Here is a 17,375-nt window from a genome sequence, read left to right as displayed (position 1 = left end):
GTCTCAGCCCTCCCCGTCGGCGGTGACCGGGGTCGCGACCCGCATCAGCAGCCGGCACGCCTTGTCGCCCTCCCGCAGACAGCTCTCGGCGCGGTTCTCCGTCAGCGCCACGCCCAGCCCCTCGGACCAGCCGGCGTGGATGGCCGTACACGGGCAGCGGTAGCCCTCCAGCGAACCGGCCATCCGGACCATGGTGATCGCGAAGTTCCGCCGCAGGGTGAGGACGATCAGATCGTCGTCCTCGACCTCGGTGGAGGCGTTGCGCAGCTCCGGCGGGAACATCCGGTCGCCGCAGTCGTCGTAGCGGCGGCGCAGCTCCTCCAGGTCCTTGCGGCCGTCGCCGGTGTCCGGGAGCGGGCCGTACAGCCGGGAGACCCGCTGCCCGACGTGCAGGGCGACCTTCCCCATCGCCTCCGCGTTGATCTCGTTCGCGGCCTCCTGCCCGAACCGCGCGGCCACCCCCTGGTACCAGTTGGCGTCGTGCTGCCACCACAGCCGGTACGCCTCACTCGCGCGGGCGCGGTGATTGACGCCGTCGGCGTCGGTGCTCGTGGTCATGCCTGTCGCTCCTTGGCGGCGAACCGGTCGCGCATCACTCGTTTGAGAACCTTGCCGGTGGCGCCCTTGGCCACGTCGTCGGGCTTCATCCGCAGGGCGCGGGCCACCGGCGGGAACCCGGCCGTCGTCAGTACCGCGTTGACACACCCGGTCCACGCCTCGTCATCGCTCCCGCTCGGCTCGTCGACGAACTGGAGCAGCGCGTACGCCTCCGCCTCGCCGTCGCCGTCCCAGTCCGCGCGTACGCCGTCGGGGGCGACGCCGACGACCGTGCAGTCGGCCAGCTCGGGCAGTTCGGCCAGGAGCAGTTCCTCGGTGCGGGTGCTGAAGACGATCCCGGCGCGGGTACGGACGGCGTCCGGAACCCGGTCGAGGTGGTAGAAGTTGCCCTCCTCGTCCTGGTGGGCGAGGTCGCCGGTCAGCCAGTAGCCGCCGAGCCGCATCCGGTTCCAGGTCAGCGAGTCGTTCCAGTAACCGGGCGTGAGCGTGGGCGACTTCAGGCCCAGGCGGCCGATCTGCCCGGGCGGCAGCGGGGTGCCGTCCTCGGCCAGCACCGCGGCCTCGGCGAAGCTGATCGGCTTGCCGACACGGCGGGAGTAGGCCGAGGTGTCCTTGGTGTGCCGGTTGTGGAAGACGGAGTAGCCGGCCTCCGACGAACCGAGCCCATCCACGAAGACCGAGCCGTCGACCCGGACACGGCTCAGGTCGCGCCGGATCTCCAGGCGGCTCCCGTGCCGCACGAGCGCCCGGATGTGCGCCTCGTGCGCCGCGTCCCCGGTGTTGAACCACACCTGCACGCTGGACAGATCACGCGCCGTCAGATCCTCCGCCGCCATCTCGCCGAAGGTCCCGGCGAAGGCCAGCACGGTCGTCGGCCGGAACTCCTCGACGGCGTCCAGCACATCCGGGCCGCGCTGGCTGGAGAGCAGCTTGATGTCCGTGCGCAGCAGCAGGCAGTACAGCAGCGTCGCCACCATCGCGTTGTGCGCGCCGGGCAGTCCCACCAGCGTGCGCTCCATGTCGGCGCCGGTGGAGAAGCGCAGCCGGTGCAACTGGGCGTACATCAGCGTCCGGTGCGTGTGCGGCACGCCCTTGGGCAGGCCGGTGGTGCCGGAGGAGTGCGAGATGAGTACCGGGTCGGTCGGGTCGTGCCGGTAGGGGTACGACGGCGGGAGCGACGCGCGGTGCTCCGGCCGGATCTCGTCGGCGGTCACACAGAAGCCGAGCCCGATCTCCGGGTCCCCGGTCAGCACCGCGCGGTGCGCCTCGTCGGTGAAGGCGCCCACCGCGCCCTGCCGGCGCACGTACTCCCGCGCGATCTCCGGGGACAGATTGCCGTTGACGAACGACGGGACGGCGCCGAGTGACGTCAGCGCCAGGAAGTTCACCGCGAACTCGGCGGCCGAGAAGGAGTGGACGGCCACCGGGTCGCGGGGCCGCACACCCCGGGCCGCGTACCAGCCCGCGTACGTCTCGACCGTCTCGTACAGCTGCCCGAGCGTCAGCACCTCGGGGCGGCTGCCGTCGGGGGCCCGCCAGGTGCCGTCGGTCCGCAACACCGGCTCGTCGAGCGGGCGTTCGTACGCGCGCAGGCGGCCCAGGATGTTGCCGGCGCCGAGTTCGGTGTCGGAACAGATCCGCGCCCGCTCCTGCCTACTGATGAGCATGGGTCTCCGTCTCGTCTCTTTCCGTTGGTTCCGGGAGCCGTTCGGCGCCGAGGAGGAAGGCGGGCGCCCGGGGCCCGGTGACCAGGAGGTGGGTGCCGCCGTCCCGCAGCAGCCGCCGGTGGGCGGCGGCCAGGTCGAACAGGCCCTGGACACTGCCGGGGTGCGGGGAGGCCACCGGCCGCTCGCCGTCGTACGTCCGCGTCGACCGGACGGTCACGAGCGCGTCGGCACCCGGACGGCCCAGCAGGACGGCCACCGCCAGGGCGGCGGATCCGGGGAGGTCCTGTGCCGGACGGCCGGTGCCGGCGGAGAGTTCCCGGTGCACGGCGGCCAGCCGTTCGCCACCGCCCAGTTCCACGCCCATCACCAGGACCTGGTCCAGCTCCGGGTCCTCCAGGAGGAGGTCCGCCATGGCCAGCAGTTCGGTCACCGGGTCGTCGAGGGTGGAAAGGCTGAACATCTGCCCGGTGATCCCGAACTCCCGGCTGATGTGCCCCAGCACGGAGTTGGCGGTGGCCTGCATGAACAGCAGCGGGTTGTGGACCCGCCCGGACACCACCCGCCGGCTCGCCAGATCGGCCGTGGTGGTGTCGCCCATCAGGCTCGCCAGCGCGACGGCCGTACGGGAACCGAGCCCGGGCCGCTCGGTCAGACACCGTGCGGCGACCTCGTACGCCACCGGGCTGAACGCCGACTCCACGAACCCCGGCAGCCGCGGCAGCGGGATGTCGGTGTCCCGCCCGGTGCCGTGGGTCGCGGAGGCGGTGGTGAGGACGCCGAGCGGCGAACGGAGGGGTGCCTTCTCGGCCGGCGCGGGGGTGTGCGCGGGGTCCGTCGTCCGTGTGTTCTCCGTCGTCGTCACGGCCGCTCCAGGACGAGTGCGGTGTTGGCGCCCCCGAAGGCGGCGTTGATGGTCAGGGCCCGGCGGAGGTCGGCCTGCCGGGGCCGGTTCGGCACGTAGTCGAGGTCGCACTCCGGGTCCGCCCGTGTGAGGTTGGCGGTCGGCGGCAGTACACCGTCCATGAGGGCCAGCATCGTGATCACGAACTCCACGACTCCGGCCGCCTCCAGGAGATGGCCGGTGGTGCTCTTGGTGGAGCTGACCGGGACCGACTCGGCCCGCTCCGGGAGGGCGGCGCGCAGCCCCCGGGTCTCGGCGCCGTCGTTGTACTTGGTGCCGGTGCCATGGGCGTTGACATAACCGAGGCCCGACCCGTCGGGGTCCCCGGCCAGCCGCAGCGCCTGCCGGGCCGCGCGGGCCAGGCCGACGCCCTCCGGGTGCGGCTGGGCGATGTGGTGGGCGTCGGTGGCCGCGCCCCAGCCGGTCACGCCCGCCAGCGGCCGGGCCCCGCGCCGCCGCGCGTGCCCGGCGGACTCCAGCACCACGGCCGCGACCCCGTCGCCGAGCAGCAGCCCGGTACGGTCGGCGCTGAACGGCCGCACCATGCCGTCACGGGACAGCGCCCGCCCCGAGTCGAACTTCCCGAACGTCTCCTCCTCCACGAGATAGCCGCCGGCACACACCGCCACGTCGATCCGGCCGGACGAGATCAGCCGGCAGGCATGGATGATCGCGGCGGCGGAGGCCACACAGGCGTTGGTGAAGGTGAGCCGGGGTCCGGTCAGGGCGAGGCCCGCGGCGAGCGACTCGGCGAGGTGCGCGGGGACGGCGTCGGCGAGAAGGGCCGCCGACCCCTCGGTGTCACGACCGGGCTCCGCCGCCTCCCGCCAGTACCGGGTGATGCTCGTGCAGTCGCCCGCGATGCCCAGCAGGACCGCCGCCTCGGTGCCCCGGGGCAGGCCCGCCATGTCGAGGGCCTCCCCGCCGCATTGGTCGAGGGCGTGACGCAGGGCCCAGCCCTCGACCGCGTCGGGGCCGTCCGGGGCGGCGCCGGCCATCGGCGTACGGTACGGGCCGGTGTCGAAGCGGGAGGTGGGGACGAAGGAGGGGACACCGGCGAAGACACCGCGCCGGAGGGCGTCCGCGCCCGTGCCGAAGGCGGTGCGTACGCCGAAGCCGGTCACCGTCACGTCAGCGCTCAACGCGGCCACCCCCGTCCGCCGCACCCGCCCCGGCCGCGCCCAGGAACTCGGTGAGCCGTCGGAGCGAGGTCAGGCCCGCGATGTCCTCGTCGCCGGGTTCCACCACCAGGCCGTACCGCTCCTCCACCACATGCAGCAGCCACACCAACCCCAGGGAGTCCAGGACCAGTTCGGCGTCGTCGCCGAGGTCGTCCGGGACACCGGGGAAGATCTTGCGGTCGGACAGCAGTTCCCGGACGGTGGCGATGGTGATGACGGACGGCACGGACGCCTCCGTGACGGCGGACACCTCCGTGACGGCGGACACCTCCGTGACGGACGGCGCGGAGGCTTCCGCGCTCATGCCTTCGCCCCGCGCCCGACGACCTCGGTGACGAGCCCGCCGAGGGTCAGGGAAGCCAGCGGCTCGATGTCGGTGTCCGGGATCTCCACGCCGAACCGCGACTCCAGCCGCAGCGTCAGCTCGATCAGACTCAGGGAGTCCAGCTCCAGGCCGCCGACGGTCACCGGGCTCTCGTCCGTGATGCCGTCACGGCTCAGCAGGATGTTCATCTCGTCGATGACCGTGGTCAGGACGAACTCGCGGATCTCGTTGTCCAGGGTGGACGTGCTCATGATCGCCATCTCCATGGGGAATGTCGTGCGAGGGTCATGCGAAAAGTCGGACGGGGGCCGCCCGGCGAGCGGCTAGGCGCCGCTCGCCGCCGCCTGAAGGGTCGCCGCCTGGCGCACCAGCTTCCCGTTCGACGTACGGGGCAGGGCCTCCAGCAGCCGGATCACGCGGGGCAGTTTGTAGTCGGCCAGCCGCTCCCGGCACCAGCGCAGCAGCTCCTCCGCCGACGGGCTCCCGGCCCCGGCGGCGACCGCCACGTACGCCTCGGTGACGTCCTCGTGGACCAGGACCGCCTGTTCGACGGCCGGGTGCGCCCGCAGGACGTGCTCGACCTCGGTCAGGTCGACCTTGAGGCCGCCGATGACGACGAGGGAGTCGGCGCGGCCGCCCACGGTGACCGTGCCGTCGGCGCCGACCGTGGCCCGGTCACGGGTGTGCAGCCAGCCGTCCGCGTACTGGGTGCCGCCCGAGTCGAAGAGATACGGCGACTCGGCGAGCGCGACGTCCAGTTCGCCCTTGTGTTCCCGGACGACCACTCCCGGCGCGGGCCGCCCGACCGAGGGCCGGAGCGTGCCGCCGACGTCGATGGCGACGATGCCGGTCTCGGTGGTGCCGTAGGCCTCGCCGACCGTGACGCCGTACCGTTCGGCGAACCGCGCGGCGACCTCGGGGGGCATCAGCTCGCCGCCGGAGACGGCGGTCCGCAGTGCGGGCAGCTCGGGCGGATCGAGGGCGGCGGCGAGCAGCTCGTAGTGCATCGGCACCCCGAACAGGGTGGTGATCCGGTGGTCGACCGAGGTCCGCAGGATGTCGCGGGCCGAGACCCGGGGCGCGAAGACGACGCGGACTCCGGCCGCCAGTGAGTGCAGCAGCCCGCCGAGCAGCCCGAAGCTGTGCGCCGTCGAGCTGAGCAGCAGCAGCCGGTCGCCCTCGCCCGGCATACCGGGGACCGCCGCGAACGACTCGACCTCGGCGGCGATCGACCCGGCGGTCCTGCCGATCACCTTCGGCCGCCCGGTGGAGCCCGAACTGAACTGGACCAGCCGATGGTCTCCGGCGGCAGGCCGCCCGGCCCTGCGGCACTCGGTGGCGACCTCGTACTCGGGCCGGAAGCCGAAGGCCGCCCGGACGTTGGACCCGGCCCGGACCATGAACTGCGGCCTGCAGGTGGCGCAGAGCGCGTCCACCTCGGCGGGCTTCAGCCGGAAGTCGAAAAGCATCACCTGCGCGCCCAGCCGCCACAGCGCGAGGAGCACCTCGACCTGGGTGAAGCTGGGCGGCGTCCGCAGTCCGACCGTGCTGCCGGGCCCGATGTCGTAACCGGCGAACACGGCGGCCTGCTTGGCCACGCGCTCCCGTAACTCCCCGCGGGTGACGGTCTCCCGCTGATGCGTCAGATAGGGCAGGCCGTCGTCCCGCGCGTCGAACAGCCGCTGGACCAGGACGCCCATCCCGTCCTCGCCGGCCGCGGCCGCCACGAGTTCGCCCATGAGGCCTCAGACCTCCTTGCAGAACTCGCCGATGGGCAGGCCCACATGGCGCTTGTCCTGGGCCAGATAGCCGAGCAGCTCGTCACCGGTCCGCAGCTCGGTGACATTGAGGACCTTGCCGCCAGGGCCGAGCACCCGCACATGCCAGTCGTCCTGCACGGTGAGGCTGACCAGCCGCCCGTCCTCCGCGTGCGTGCGGATCTCCAGGAGCGGCCGGGACTCCAGCTTGGCCCGCCCGACCACCACCCGCCGGGTGCGGCCGTCGGCGCCGACCGCCAGCAGGGCGCTGCCGGAGCCGACCTCGCTGAGGTAGCTGGTGCGGTTGTCGGGGCCCAGTGTGTACGAGTGCAGGGCGCCGGCGTTGACCCGGAACGGCCGGGTCGGCATGTACGGCAGCGGGTGCGTCTCGCTGCAGCAGAGCACGAAACCGGAGGAGTACGAGCCGACGAGGATGCCCTCGTCCTCCTCGAAGTGCGAGCAGGTGTCCACACAGACCCGGTCACCGAGTCCGACGTGCCGGATGCTCTCGACGGTCAGCGTGGACAGCTCCAGCTGCGGTGTCGTCGCCTCCAGCAGCCGGGCCAGCGCGAACACGTCGTCCGCGCCACGGGGCGTGAACAGGATGCCGTCCGAACCGCGTTCGAGCACGTCGAAGACGATGGCCGCCTCCTCCAGGTCCCCGACGACCGTCACGAGCTGCCCCTCGGCCGACTCGGCCGCCGCGAGCACGATCTCCAGCGGGATCTTCGTCGGATCGGCGAAGTGGATCACCGTGTACGGCAGTGCCATCGCGCCGACGCACGACAGCTGGAGAGTGCGGTCGTCCCGTACGTCGACGAAGCCGGCGACCGGCGTGCCGGTCGCCGGTGTCCCCGTGGCGGGCGCACGGGTGGCGGCCCGGTTCTCCGCGGCGAGGGTGTCCAGCTCGTCCTGGGTGCCGAACCTTCGCAGCAGGACGTCGAATCCGGCGCCGGCGGAGCCCCTGCCCTCGGGCTCGGCGTCGGCCGCGGTCTTCGCTTGCTTGTCGCCCTTGTCACCCTTGTCGCCCTTGTCGGCGGACTTCTTCGCGGGAGTCGCGGCCGGGGCTCCGGTGGCCAGCACCCGGGTCACCGTCGGCGGCAGAGTGCCGAGCAGGTCGGCGTCGGCGGAGACCACCCCGGCCATCCGGGCGTGGACGGCCGCGTCCACCACCGACTGGAGCTGCGGACGGGGGACTTCACGGAGATCGATCCACGCGAACCTCATGCGACACCTGCCACGATCGTCGAGTAATGGGTATCGGTAGTCATGCTCATGTCATTAGGGATGCCGTCGTCGCCGTGCCCGTGCACCACGGCGGCGAGCCGGGACACCAGGGAGGCGGGGGAGGGGGAGGAGAAGATCCGGCGGCCGACGGCCAGTCCCCGGCAGCCGGCGGCCATCACGGCGGTGCCGTACTCGATGAGGTCGGAGCCGTCCGGTGGTCCGCCGGCCGCGAGGACGGGGATGGGGCTGTGGGCCACCACCTCGGCCATCCGGTCGAGCGGCAGGGCGACGGAGGTCTTCACCATGTCGGCCCCCAGGTCGGCGGCGACGTTCACGATGTGCGCGAGGAGGACGGGGTCGTGCGGGTTCTCGATCCGGGGGCCGCGCGGGTAGACCATCGCGATCAGCGGCATGCCCCAGGTGTCGCAGGAGCGGGCCACCGCGCCCAGGTCGGCGAGCTGCCGCCCCTCGGTGTCCGAGCCGATGTTCACATGGACGCTGACCGCGTCCGCCCCGAGTGTCACCGCCTCCTCGACGTCGCCGACCAGCACCTTGGCGTCGACATCGGCGGAGCAGGCCGTACTGGCGCTCAGATGCACCACCAGCGCGCAGTTCTTGAGGAGGTCCGGGGCGAGTGTCCGGGCCCGCCCCTTGTGGACGATGATTCCGTCGGCCCCGCCGGCCACCAGTGCCTTCAACAGGTCTTCCCACCGCCCCGGAGGGGCGACCGGACCGTCCGAGACGCTGTGATCGAGCGGTATGAGCAAGTGCCGGTCGTCGCCGGCCAGGGAAAGTCTTCTCCAACGTAATGGCTTGCCAGTTTTCAGCATGGGCAAAGCGCCTTCCCGGCTCTGAGGCCGCATTTCGGAAAAGTCGAACCGCGGCAACCCGATGCGGTCTCCATGTCCGAAAATCGATGGTCGTAGAACTTTCAAGTTCAGCCGGACGTCAGCATTCCGTGCGTGATCGGGAGTTGGCAAGGCGTGACCATCGGCAAATTTTTATGCGAGTGAACACATGAATATTGACAGCTACTTGACAGGAATCCCCGGGTTGACGGCGCCCGAGGGTGGTGTTCGTGGCGTATTTTGGCGACCTGTCCGCACGCATAGCGGGATCACATGTTTTAAATGTCGTTGTCCTGCGTAATCGACGCTTATTCTTCCGTCGAAACAATTCGACGAAGCCTCCGGGTGTTCTTCTCCGGAGCTTCCTTGTGGGAATCGAATTTCCCGGCCTAGGGTGACAGCCGCACTCCGGTTCGTGTTTCATGCGTGGCCGTCCCCCTCTGGGCCCGGACCATTCGTGTCCGGGCGTACCGGAAGTGAGCCCCCCATGCCCGAATCCCCGTCCGAGACCGTCGCCGAGGCCGCGGGCCCCAGACCGGTCTCCTTACCGTCCTCGCCGCCGGCCGAGTCGAGCAAGGCGCCCAAGATCGCCGCCGCGAGCCTCATCGGCACCACGATCGAGTACTACGACTTCGCCGTCTACGGCACGGCCTCCGCGCTCGTCCTCGGCCCGGCGTTCTTCCCCTCCGGCAACGCGACCGTCTCCTCCCTCGCCGCGTTCCTCACCTTCGCCGCCGCCTTCCTGTCCCGCCCTCTCGGCGTCGTGCTCTTCGGCACGATCGGCGACCGGCTGGGCCGCCGCCGCGCCCTGGTCGCGTCGCTGCTGCTCATGGGCGTCGCGACGGTCGGCGTCGGCCTGCTCCCGACCTACGAGACCGCCGGACTCCTCGCCCCCGTCCTGCTGGTGACCCTCCGTCTGCTGCAGGGCGTCAGCATGGGCGGCGAGTGGGGCGGCGCGGTGCTCCTGGCCGCCGAGCACGCCCCGCCCGGCCGCCGGGCGCTGTACGCCGCCGTCCCGAACGTCGGCCCCTCCCTGGGTTTCCTGCTCTCCAGCGCCGTCATCCTGCCCACCCTCGACATCGTGGGCCGCGACGGCTTCACCGACTGGGCCTGGCGCCTGCCGTTCCTGCTCAGCGCGGTGCTCGTCGTGGTCGGGCTGTGGGTGCGGGCGACGGTGTCGGAGTCGCCGGTGTTCAAGGGCTCGTCCCCGGCGGCGACGTCCCCGGAGCCATCGGCGCCGCGCTTCCCGCTCGGTACGCTCGTGGCGCGCCACCCCGGCCGGCTGCTGCTCGGCACGGGCGCGGCGATCGGTGGGTCGGCCGTGTACTACCTGACGATCGTCTACAGCCTGTCCTACGGGCCGAAGTCGCTCGGCATCCCGCAGAACACGATGCTCACCGCCGCGAGTGTCGGGGCAGCGGCCGGGATAGCGATCACCCTGCCCGTCGCCCGGCTGGCCGACCGGATCGGACGCCGGCCGATCATGCTCACGGGTGCGGCCGGCTGCGTCGTGTGGGCCGTCCCCATGTACGCGTCCCTCAGCACGGGCAACGCGCTCGTCATCACCGGCGCGTACACCGTGGGCCTCATGCTGCTCGCCCTGATGTTCTCCCCGGTGGCCGCGTTCCTCGCGGAGCTGTTCCCGGCGAGGCTGCGCTACACGGGGGCTTCGGCGGCGTTCATTCTGGCCAACACGCTGGGTGGCGGTTTCGCACCGCTCGTCGCCACGTGGTTGAACAGCCAGTGGTCGTCGCCGCTGGTGCTCGGGTTCTACACGGGTGGGTTGTGCTTGATCAGTCTGCTGTGCCTGCTGGCGCTGCCGGAGACCCGCGAGGAGGAGTTCGCGGCCTGAGGTTCGCCCCCGCCGCCCCTGCCCATTCCCTTCCCCAGGGGCTGCCGCCCCGTCGACCCCGCAACGCCCAAGAGCTCGGGGGGTGGGTTCATGCGGCGGGTGCGGGTAGGTCGTGGTTGCTCGCGCAGTTCCCCGCGCCCCTGAGAAGCAGGGGCTGCGCCCCGTGCCTTTCGGCCCGCAGGGGCCGTGTCCTTCAGGGGCGCGGGGAACTGCGCGAAGGGGCGGCGCCCCGGGGGATGGGAATGGGCAGGGGCGGCGGGGGCGGGATCAACGCCTCAGGGCGACGCCGGCGGATACAGCGAGCGCGGCAGCTGCGAAGCCGCCGCCGAGTCCAGCAGCCACAACGTCCGGGACCTGCCCTGCGCCCCCGCCGCCGGAGCCTGGATCTCACCCGCGCCGGACAACGCGATGGCCGCGGCCTGCGCCTTGTCCTCACCGGCGGCGAGCAGCCAGACCTCACGCGCCGCACGGATCGCCGGCAGAGTCAGCGTCACCCGAGTCGGCGGCGGCTTCGGCGCACCATGCACCCCCACCACCGTCCGCTCCGTCTCCCGCACGGCAGGCAACTCGGGGAAGAGCGAGGCCACATGGGTGTCCGGCCCGACCCCGAGCAGCAGCACGTCGAACGTCGGCACGGAGCCGTGGTTCTCGGGCCCCGCCGCCCGCGCCAGCTCCTCCGCGTACGCCGCGGCCGCCGCGTCGACATCGGTGCCCCACGGCCCGTCCGACGCGGGCATGGCGTGCACCCGCTTCGGGTCCAGCGGCACCGAGTCCAGCAGCGCCTCCCGGGCCTGGGTGACATTGCGCTCGGAGTCACCCTCCGGCAGGAACCGCTCGTCGCCCCACCACAGGTCCAGCCGAGCCCAGTCGATCGCGTCCCGGGCGGGCGCCGCCGCCAGCGCGGCGAGCAGCCCGTTGCCGTTGCGGCCACCCGTGAGGACCACCGAGGCGTAGCCGCGCGAGGCCTGCGCGTCCACGACCTTGGTGATCAGCCGGGCCGCCGCGGCCTGCGCCATCAGCTCCTTGTCGTGGTGCACGACCAGCTGCGGAGTGCTCATGGCGCGGTCGCCTTCTTCACGGGCGGCATCTGCGCCGGAGTGGGCCGCTCGGCGTCCCCGTCATCGGCCGGCCCCGTAGAACCCACCGACCCCACCGACCCGGACGGGGCGGGCGGCAGCGCCGGCGCGGACGGACGGGCCGCGGGATCAGCCGGAGCGACGGCCGAACCCGGCTCGAACCCGGCAGCGGGAGCCGAGGCCGAAGCGGCCCCCGGAGCGTCGGCCGCGGAGGTCGTCGAGGTCGGGGCGGTCGTCGAGGTCGGGGTGGTCGCCCCGGCCGTGGCAGCCGTCAGCGCACTGCCCGGCGCGCTCCCCAACCGATCCACCCCGAACCGCAGCGCCGACGCGTACGTGTCGTCGGGGTCGAGCCTGCGCAGCTCCTCCGCCAGCAGCTCGGACGTCTCACGGCGCTTCAACGCGACCGCCCGGTCCGGCTGGTCCTCCAGCGTGAGCAGGGCGAGGCCCCCGTTGGGCCGGTACAGCCGGATGGGACCGGTGCTGGTCAGCATCCGCACCTCGTTGAGGCCGGGCCCGGCCGACACCCCACGCCGTACATGGACGTGGAGCCGGTCCGCCAGCCACATCGCCAGCAGTTCCACACTCGGGTTGTACTGCTCGCCCTGCACCTCCGCGGAGATGACCTCGCAGTCCACCTGGTCGAGCGCGGCGGCCAGCATGGAGCGCCACGGGGTGATCCGGGTCCACGCCAGATCCGTGTCGCCGGGCTCGTAGTTGTCGGCGCGGGTCCGCAGCTCCTCGATGGGCTTCTCGGCGGCGTAGCTGTCGGTGACCCGGCGCTGGCCGAGGGCGCCCAGCGGATCGCGGGCCGGGTCGAGCGGCGCGTTCACCGGCCACCAGACGACCACCGGCGCGTCCGGCAGCAGCAGCGGAAGCACGACCGACTGGGCGTGGTCCGCGACTTCACCGTACAGACGCAGCACGACCGTGTCGCCGGTGCCCGCGTCCGCGCCCACCCGTACCTCGGCGTCGAGGCGTGACTTCGTGCGGTCGCGGGGGGAGCGGGAGACGCGCTTGATGACCACGATCGTGCGCGAGGGATGCTCGCGGGAGGCGTCGTTGGCGGACTTGAGCGCGTCGTACGCGTTCTCCTCGTCCGTCACGATGACCAGCGTCAGCACCATGCCGACGGCCGGGGTGCCTATCGCCCGCCGGGCTTTCACCAGCGCCTTGTTGATCTTGCTGGCCGTGGTGTCCGTGAGGTCTGTCTTCATGGCCGACGCCAGCTCCGTCCGTCTCGCTCGAGCATCTCGTCCGCCTCGACGGGACCCCACGTGCCCGCCTGGTACTGCGCGGGCCTGCCGTGCTTGTCCCAGTACTCCTCGATCGGGTCGAGGATCTTCCAGGACAGCTCGACCTCCTCGGTGCGCGGGAAGAGGTTCGAGTCGCCGAGCAGGACGTCCAGGATGAGCCGCTCGTACGCCTCGGGGCTGGACTCCGTGAAGGACTCGCCGTACGCGAAGTCCATGGACACGTCCCGGATCTCCATCGACGTGCCGGGGACCTTCGAACCGAAGCGGACCGTCACGCCCTCGTCGGGCTGGACGCGGATGACGATCGCGTTCTGGCCCAGCTCCTCGGTGGCGGTGGAGTCGAAGGGGGAGTGCGGGGCACGCTGGAAGACGACCGCGATCTCCGTGACGCGGCGGCCGAGGCGCTTGCCGGTCCGCAGATAGAACGGCACTCCCGCCCAGCGCCGGTTGTCGACCTCGACCTTGATCGCCGCGTACGTGTCGGTCTTCGACTTGCGGTCGATGCCGTCCTCTTCGAGGTAGCCGATGACCTTCTCGCCGCCCTGCCAGCCGGCCGCGTACTGCGCGAACACGGTGTTCCGGCCCAGGTCGTTCGGCAGCTTCACCGCGCCGAGGACCTTCGTCTTCTCCGCGGCGAGCGCGTCCGCGTCGAAGGAGGCGGGCTCCTCCATCGCGGTCAGCGCCATCAGCTGGAGCAGGTGGTTCTGGATGACGTCACGGGCCGCGCCGATGCCGTCGTAGTAGCCCGCGCGGCCGCCGATGCCGATGTCCTCGGCCATCGTGATCTGCACGTGGTCGACGAAGGACCGGTTCCAGATCGGTTCGAACATCGTGTTGGCGAAGCGGAGCGCCAGGATGTTCTGGACGGTCTCCTTGCCGAGGTAGTGGTCGATGCGGAAGACCTGGTCCGGGGCGAAGACCTCTTCCACGGTCGTGTTGAGTTCCTCGGCCGACGCCAGGTCGTGGCCGAACGGCTTCTCGATGACCGCCCGGCGCCAGGAGCCACGCGACTGGTCGGCCAGACCGTGCTTCCGCAGCTGCTGGATGACGACCGGGAACGCGGACGGCGGCACCGAGAGGTAGAAGGCGAAGTTGCCGCCCGTGCCCTGTGCCTTGTCCAGTTCCTCGATGGTGTCGCGCAGCCGCTCGAAGGACTCGTCGTCGTCGAAGGTGCCCTGGACGAACCGCATGCCCTGGATGAGCTGCTGCCAGACCTCCTCGCGGAAGGGCGTACGCGCGTGCTCCTTGACCGCGTCGTGCACCTCCTGCGCGAAGTCCTCGTTCGCCCACTCCCGGCGCGCGAAACCGACGAGCGAGAAGCCCGGCGGCAGCAGTCCGCGATTGGCGAGGTCGTACACGGCAGGCATCAGCTTTTTACGTGACAAATCGCCTGTGACGCCGAAGATGACCAGGCCCGACGGCCCCGCGATACGCGGGAGCCGTCGGTCCGCGGCGTCACGCAGCGGATTGCTGCTCGACAAGGTGTTCAGCCCTCCGAGGGTGCGAGGCGCTGAAGCTCCGCCTCGGTCGACTTGAGCAGGTCGTTCCAGGACGCCTCGAACTTCTCGACGCCCTCGTCCTCCAGCAGCTGGACGACCTCGTCGTACGAGATCCCGAGCTTCTCGACCGCGTCCAGCTCGGCACGCGACTGCTCGTACGTCCCGGCGATCGCGTTGCCGCGGATCTCGCCGCTCGCCGCGGTGGCCTCCAGCGTGGCCTCCGGCATGGTGTTCACCGTGTTCGGCGCGACCAGCTCGTCGACGTACAGCGTGCTCTTGTACGCCGGGTCCTTGACGCCGGTCGAGGCCCACAGCGGACGCTGCTTGTTGGCGCCCGCGCTCTCCAGGGTGCTCCAGCGGTCGCCGTCGAAGACCTCTTCGTACGCCTGGTAGGCGAGGCGGGCGTTGGCGACACCGGCCTTGCCGCGGGCGGCCTTGGCCTCGTCGGTGCCGAGGGCGTCGATGCGCTTGTCGATCTCGGTGTCCACGCGGGACACGAAGAAGGACGCCACCGAGTGGATCTTCGACAGGTCCAGGCCGCGCTCCTTGGCCTTCTCCAGACCGGCCAGGTAGGCGTCCATGACCGCGCGGTAGCGCTCCAGCGAGAAGATCAGCGTGACGTTGACGCTGATGCCGAGACCGATGGTCTCGGTGATCGCGGGCAGGCCCGCCTTCGTCGCCGGGATCTTGATCAGGGTGTTGGGGCGGTCCACCAGCCAGGCCAGCTGCTTGGCCTCGGCCACCGTCGCCTTGGTGTTGTGCGCCAGGCGCGGGTCGACCTCGATGGAGACCCGGCCGTCCTGGCCGCCGGTGGCGTCGAACACCGGGCGCAGGATGTCGGCGGCGTCGCGGACGTCCGCCGTCGTGATCATGCGGATGGCCTCTTCGACGGTGACCTTGCGGGCGGCGAGGTCGGAGACCTGCTGCTCGTAGCCGTCACCGCTGCTGATCGCCTTCTGGAAGATCGACGGGTTGGTGGTGACGCCCACGACGTGCTGCTGGTCGAGCAGCTCGGCGAGGTTGCCGGACGTGATGCGCTTGCGCGACAGGTCGTCCAGCCAGATCGCGACGCCCTCCTCGGAGAGGCGCTTGAGTGCGTCTGTCATGGAAATTCCATCTCCTACGTGTCGTTTGTAGAGCGTCAGCGCTGAGCGGCCGCGAGCGATTCCTGCGCGACCGCGGCCACGTTCTCGGCGGTGAAGCCGAACTCCTGGAAGAGGACCTTGCCGTCGGCCGAAGCACCGAAGTGCTCCAGCGAAACGATGCGACCGGCGTCACCGACGTACCGGTGCCAGGTCAGACCGATCCCGGCCTCGACCGCGACACGCGCCTTGACGGACGGCGGCAGAACGCTCTCCCGGTACCCCTGGTCCTGCTCCTCGAACCACTCCACCGACGGCATCGAGACGACCCGCGTGGGCACCCCGCCGGCCTCGAGCCGCTCACGCGCCCCGACGGCCACATGCACCTCGGAACCGGTCGCGATCAGCACGACCTCCGGGCTTCCGGTGGAGGCCTCGAACAGGACGTAACCACCCTTGGCGGCATCCTCGTTGGCCTCGTACGTCGGCACACCCTGACGGGTCAGCGCCAGACCGTGCGGCGCGCCCTTGCCGAACTCCTTGGTCCAGCGCCTGAGGATCTCGCGCCAGGCGATCGCCGTCTCGTTGGCATCGGCCGGACGGACCACGTTCAGACCCGGGATCGCCCGCAGCGCGGCCAGATGCTCCACCGGCTGATGGGTGGGGCCGTCCTCGCCCAGACCGATGGAGTCGTGCGTCCACACATACGTCACCGGCAGATGCATCAGCGCCGAGAGACGGACGGCGTTGCGCATGTAGTCGGAGAACACCAGGAACGTGCCGCCGAAGATACGGGTGTTGCCGTGCAGCGCGATGCCGTTCATCTCCGCGGCCATCGCGTGCTCACGGATACCGAAGTGGATCGTGCGGCCGTAGGGGTCCGCCTCCGGCAGCGGGTTGTCCGCCGGCAGGAACGAACTGGCCTTGTCGATCGTCGTGTTGTTCGAACCGGCCAGGTCCGCCGAGCCGCCCCACAGCTCCGGGATCACCGCGCCCAGCGCCTGCAGGACCTTGCCGGACGCGGCACGGGTGGCGACACCCTTGCCCGTCTCGAACTCCGGCAGATGCGACTCCCAGCCCGTCGGCAGCTCACCCGCGCTGATCCGGTCGAACTCGGCCGCCCGCTCGGCGTTGTTGTTGCGCCACTCCTGGAGCTGCTTCTCCCAGGCCGCCCGGGCCTCACGGCCACGCTCGCCCAGGGCGCGCGTGTGCGTGATGACCTCGTCGGTGACCTCGAAGTTCTTGGCCGGGTCGAAGCCCAGGACCCGCTTGGTGGCGGCGACCTCGTCCGCACCCAGCGCCGAGCCGTGCGCGGCCTCGGTGTTCTGCGCGTTCGGGGCGGGCCAGGCGATGATCGAGCGCATCGCGATGAACGACGGCCTGTCGGTGACCGCCTTCGCGGCCTCGATCGCCGCGTACAGCGCGGCCGGGTCGAGGTCGCCGTCCGGCTTCGGCTCCACACGCTGCACATGCCAGCCGTACGCCTCGTACCGCTTGGCGGTGTCCTCGGACACGGCCGTCTCGGTGTCACCCTCGATCGAGATGTGGTTGTCGTCCCACAGCAGGACCAGGTTGCCGAGCTTCTGGTGACCGGCCAGCGAGGACGCCTCCGCGGAGATGCCCTCCTGCAGACACCCGTCACCGGCGATCACGAACACGTGGTGATCGAACGGGGAGTCGCCCTGGGCGGCCTCCGGGTCGAACAGACCACGCTCGTAGCGGGCGGCCATCGCCATGCCCACCGCGTTGGCCACACCCTGCCCCAGCGGACCGGTCGTCGTCTCCACACCCCTGGTGTGCCCGTACTCGGGGTGGCCCGGGGTCTTCGAACCCCAGGTGCGGAAGGACTCCAGGTCCGACAGCTCCAGGCCGAAGCCGCCCAGGTACAACTGGATGTAGAGGGTCAGGGAGGAATGACCGGCGGACAGGACGAACCGGTCACGGCCCACCCAGTCGGGGTCGGCCGGGTCGTGCCGCATCACCTTCTGGAAGAGGGTGTACGCGGCGGGCGCCAGGCTCATCGCCGTACCCGGATGGCCGTTGCCGACCTTCTGTACGGCGTCGGCGGCCAGGACGCGGGCGGTGTCCACGGCCCGCTGGTCCAATTCGGTCCACGCGAGGTCTGTAGTGGTCGGCTTGGTGCTCACCC

15 protein-coding genes are annotated in these 17,375 nt (G+C 71.2%); 1 reads left to right on the top strand and 14 read right to left on the bottom strand.

Annotated features, from left to right (window positions below):
- Positions 1 to 3: 3 nt before the first annotated feature.
- From OG272_RS11635 to OG272_RS11595, 9 genes are all read right to left on the bottom strand, one after another.
- Positions 4 to 558: a hypothetical protein gene (locus tag OG272_RS11635; RefSeq protein ID WP_326583619.1), complete on the bottom strand. Its 555-nt coding sequence runs from the start codon at positions 556 to 558 to the stop codon at positions 4 to 6.
- The gene (locus tag OG272_RS11630) at positions 555 to 2,225 is read right to left on the bottom strand and encodes a class I adenylate-forming enzyme family protein (protein ID WP_326583620.1); all 1,671 of its coding nucleotides are present in this window, start codon (positions 2,223 to 2,225) and stop codon (positions 555 to 557) included. The genes OG272_RS11635 and OG272_RS11630 overlap by 4 nt, the downstream gene beginning before the upstream one ends.
- Complete coding sequence (locus tag OG272_RS11625; RefSeq protein ID WP_326583621.1) at positions 2,212 to 3,087, bottom strand: hypothetical protein; 876 nt, start codon at positions 3,085 to 3,087, stop codon at positions 2,212 to 2,214. Before OG272_RS11625 ends, OG272_RS11630 begins: the two co-directional genes overlap by 14 nt.
- Complete coding sequence (locus OG272_RS11620) at positions 3,084 to 4,268, bottom strand: beta-ketoacyl-[acyl-carrier-protein] synthase family protein (protein ID WP_326583622.1); 1,185 nt, start codon at positions 4,266 to 4,268, stop codon at positions 3,084 to 3,086. The genes OG272_RS11625 and OG272_RS11620 overlap by 4 nt, the downstream gene beginning before the upstream one ends.
- Positions 4,258 to 4,611: an acyl carrier protein gene (locus OG272_RS11615; RefSeq protein WP_326583623.1), complete on the bottom strand. Its 354-nt coding sequence runs from the start codon at positions 4,609 to 4,611 to the stop codon at positions 4,258 to 4,260. Before OG272_RS11615 ends, OG272_RS11620 begins: the two co-directional genes overlap by 11 nt.
- On the bottom strand, positions 4,608 to 4,892 hold the full coding sequence (locus OG272_RS11610; protein WP_234361230.1) for an acyl carrier protein: 285 nt from the start codon (positions 4,890 to 4,892) through the stop codon (positions 4,608 to 4,610). The genes OG272_RS11615 and OG272_RS11610 overlap by 4 nt, the downstream gene beginning before the upstream one ends.
- A 63-nt stretch (positions 4,893 to 4,955) precedes the next feature.
- Positions 4,956 to 6,371 (bottom strand): class I adenylate-forming enzyme family protein, encoded by a 1,416-nt coding sequence (locus OG272_RS11605; protein ID WP_405893227.1) that lies wholly within the window; start codon positions 6,369 to 6,371, stop codon positions 4,956 to 4,958.
- 6 nt (positions 6,372 to 6,377) lie between these two features.
- Positions 6,378 to 7,616 (bottom strand): 3-dehydroquinate synthase II family protein, encoded by a 1,239-nt coding sequence (locus tag OG272_RS11600; protein WP_326583625.1) that lies wholly within the window; start codon positions 7,614 to 7,616, stop codon positions 6,378 to 6,380.
- A complete protein-coding gene (locus OG272_RS11595; RefSeq protein WP_326583626.1) occupies positions 7,613 to 8,446 on the bottom strand; it encodes a class I fructose-bisphosphate aldolase family protein in 834 nt (277 codons plus the stop codon). Before OG272_RS11595 ends, OG272_RS11600 begins: the two co-directional genes overlap by 4 nt.
- 505 nt (positions 8,447 to 8,951) lie before the next feature.
- Between OG272_RS11595 and OG272_RS11590 the strand changes: the two genes are divergently transcribed.
- The gene (locus OG272_RS11590) at positions 8,952 to 10,316 is read left to right on the top strand and encodes an MFS transporter (protein ID WP_326583627.1); all 1,365 of its coding nucleotides are present in this window, start codon (positions 8,952 to 8,954) and stop codon (positions 10,314 to 10,316) included.
- A 275-nt stretch (positions 10,317 to 10,591) separates the two neighbouring features.
- On the opposite strand, the gene pgl is transcribed toward OG272_RS11590, so the two are convergent.
- The 5 genes from pgl to tkt are packed head-to-tail and all read right to left on the bottom strand — an operon-like array spanning position 10,592 to position 17,373.
- Positions 10,592 to 11,374 (bottom strand): 6-phosphogluconolactonase, encoded by a 783-nt coding sequence (gene pgl / locus OG272_RS11585; protein ID WP_326583628.1) that lies wholly within the window; start codon positions 11,372 to 11,374, stop codon positions 10,592 to 10,594.
- Entirely contained in the window at positions 11,371 to 12,606 is a 1,236-nt protein-coding gene (gene opcA, locus OG272_RS11580) for a glucose-6-phosphate dehydrogenase assembly protein OpcA (RefSeq protein ID WP_328507493.1), read from the bottom strand. Before opcA ends, pgl begins: the two co-directional genes overlap by 4 nt.
- The gene (gene zwf, locus OG272_RS11575; RefSeq protein WP_326583630.1) at positions 12,603 to 14,126 is read right to left on the bottom strand and encodes a glucose-6-phosphate dehydrogenase; all 1,524 of its coding nucleotides are present in this window, start codon (positions 14,124 to 14,126) and stop codon (positions 12,603 to 12,605) included. Before zwf ends, opcA begins: the two co-directional genes overlap by 4 nt.
- 5 nt (positions 14,127 to 14,131) lie before the next feature.
- On the bottom strand, positions 14,132 to 15,250 hold the full coding sequence (gene tal, locus OG272_RS11570; RefSeq protein ID WP_326583631.1) for a transaldolase: 1,119 nt from the start codon (positions 15,248 to 15,250) through the stop codon (positions 14,132 to 14,134).
- Positions 15,251 to 15,285: 35 nt separating this feature from the next.
- Complete coding sequence (gene tkt / locus OG272_RS11565) at positions 15,286 to 17,373, bottom strand: transketolase (RefSeq protein ID WP_405893225.1); 2,088 nt, start codon at positions 17,371 to 17,373, stop codon at positions 15,286 to 15,288.
- Between the last annotated feature and the right edge of the window lie 2 nt (positions 17,374 to 17,375).

Origin of the sequence: Streptomyces sp. NBC_00104, from assembly GCF_045160825.1 — a bacterium.
Taxonomy (GTDB): Bacteria; Actinomycetota; Actinomycetes; order Streptomycetales; family Streptomycetaceae; genus Streptomyces.
The sequence above is the reverse complement of the archived record's forward strand: the minus strand, read 5'-3'. Positions and strand labels throughout refer to the sequence as shown.

What these genes read in the sequence shown, in the direction of transcription:
- tal (WP_326583631.1), bottom strand. Translation starts at nt 15,250, where the DNA reads ATGACAGACGCACTCAAGCGCCTCTCCGAGGAGGGCGTCGCGATCTGG.
- OG272_RS11630 (WP_326583620.1), bottom strand. Translation starts at nt 2,225, where the DNA reads ATGCTCATCAGTAGGCAGGAGCGGGCGCGGATCTGTTCCGACACCGAA.
- OG272_RS11610 (WP_234361230.1), bottom strand. Translation starts at nt 4,892, where the DNA reads ATGGCGATCATGAGCACGTCCACCCTGGACAACGAGATCCGCGAGTTC.
- OG272_RS11615 (WP_326583623.1), bottom strand. Translation starts at nt 4,611, where the DNA reads ATGAGCGCGGAAGCCTCCGCGCCGTCCGTCACGGAGGTGTCCGCCGTC.
- opcA (WP_328507493.1), bottom strand. Translation starts at nt 12,606, where the DNA reads ATGAAGACAGACCTCACGGACACCACGGCCAGCAAGATCAACAAGGCG.
- pgl (WP_326583628.1), bottom strand. Translation starts at nt 11,374, where the DNA reads ATGAGCACTCCGCAGCTGGTCGTGCACCACGACAAGGAGCTGATGGCG.
- OG272_RS11590 (WP_326583627.1), top strand. Translation starts at nt 8,952, where the DNA reads ATGCCCGAATCCCCGTCCGAGACCGTCGCCGAGGCCGCGGGCCCCAGA.
- OG272_RS11595 (WP_326583626.1), bottom strand. Translation starts at nt 8,446, where the DNA reads ATGCTGAAAACTGGCAAGCCATTACGTTGGAGAAGACTTTCCCTGGCC.
- OG272_RS11605 (WP_405893227.1), bottom strand. Translation starts at nt 6,371, where the DNA reads ATGGGCGAACTCGTGGCGGCCGCGGCCGGCGAGGACGGGATGGGCGTC.
- OG272_RS11600 (WP_326583625.1), bottom strand. Translation starts at nt 7,616, where the DNA reads ATGAGGTTCGCGTGGATCGATCTCCGTGAAGTCCCCCGTCCGCAGCTC.
- OG272_RS11635 (WP_326583619.1), bottom strand. Translation starts at nt 558, where the DNA reads ATGACCACGAGCACCGACGCCGACGGCGTCAATCACCGCGCCCGCGCG.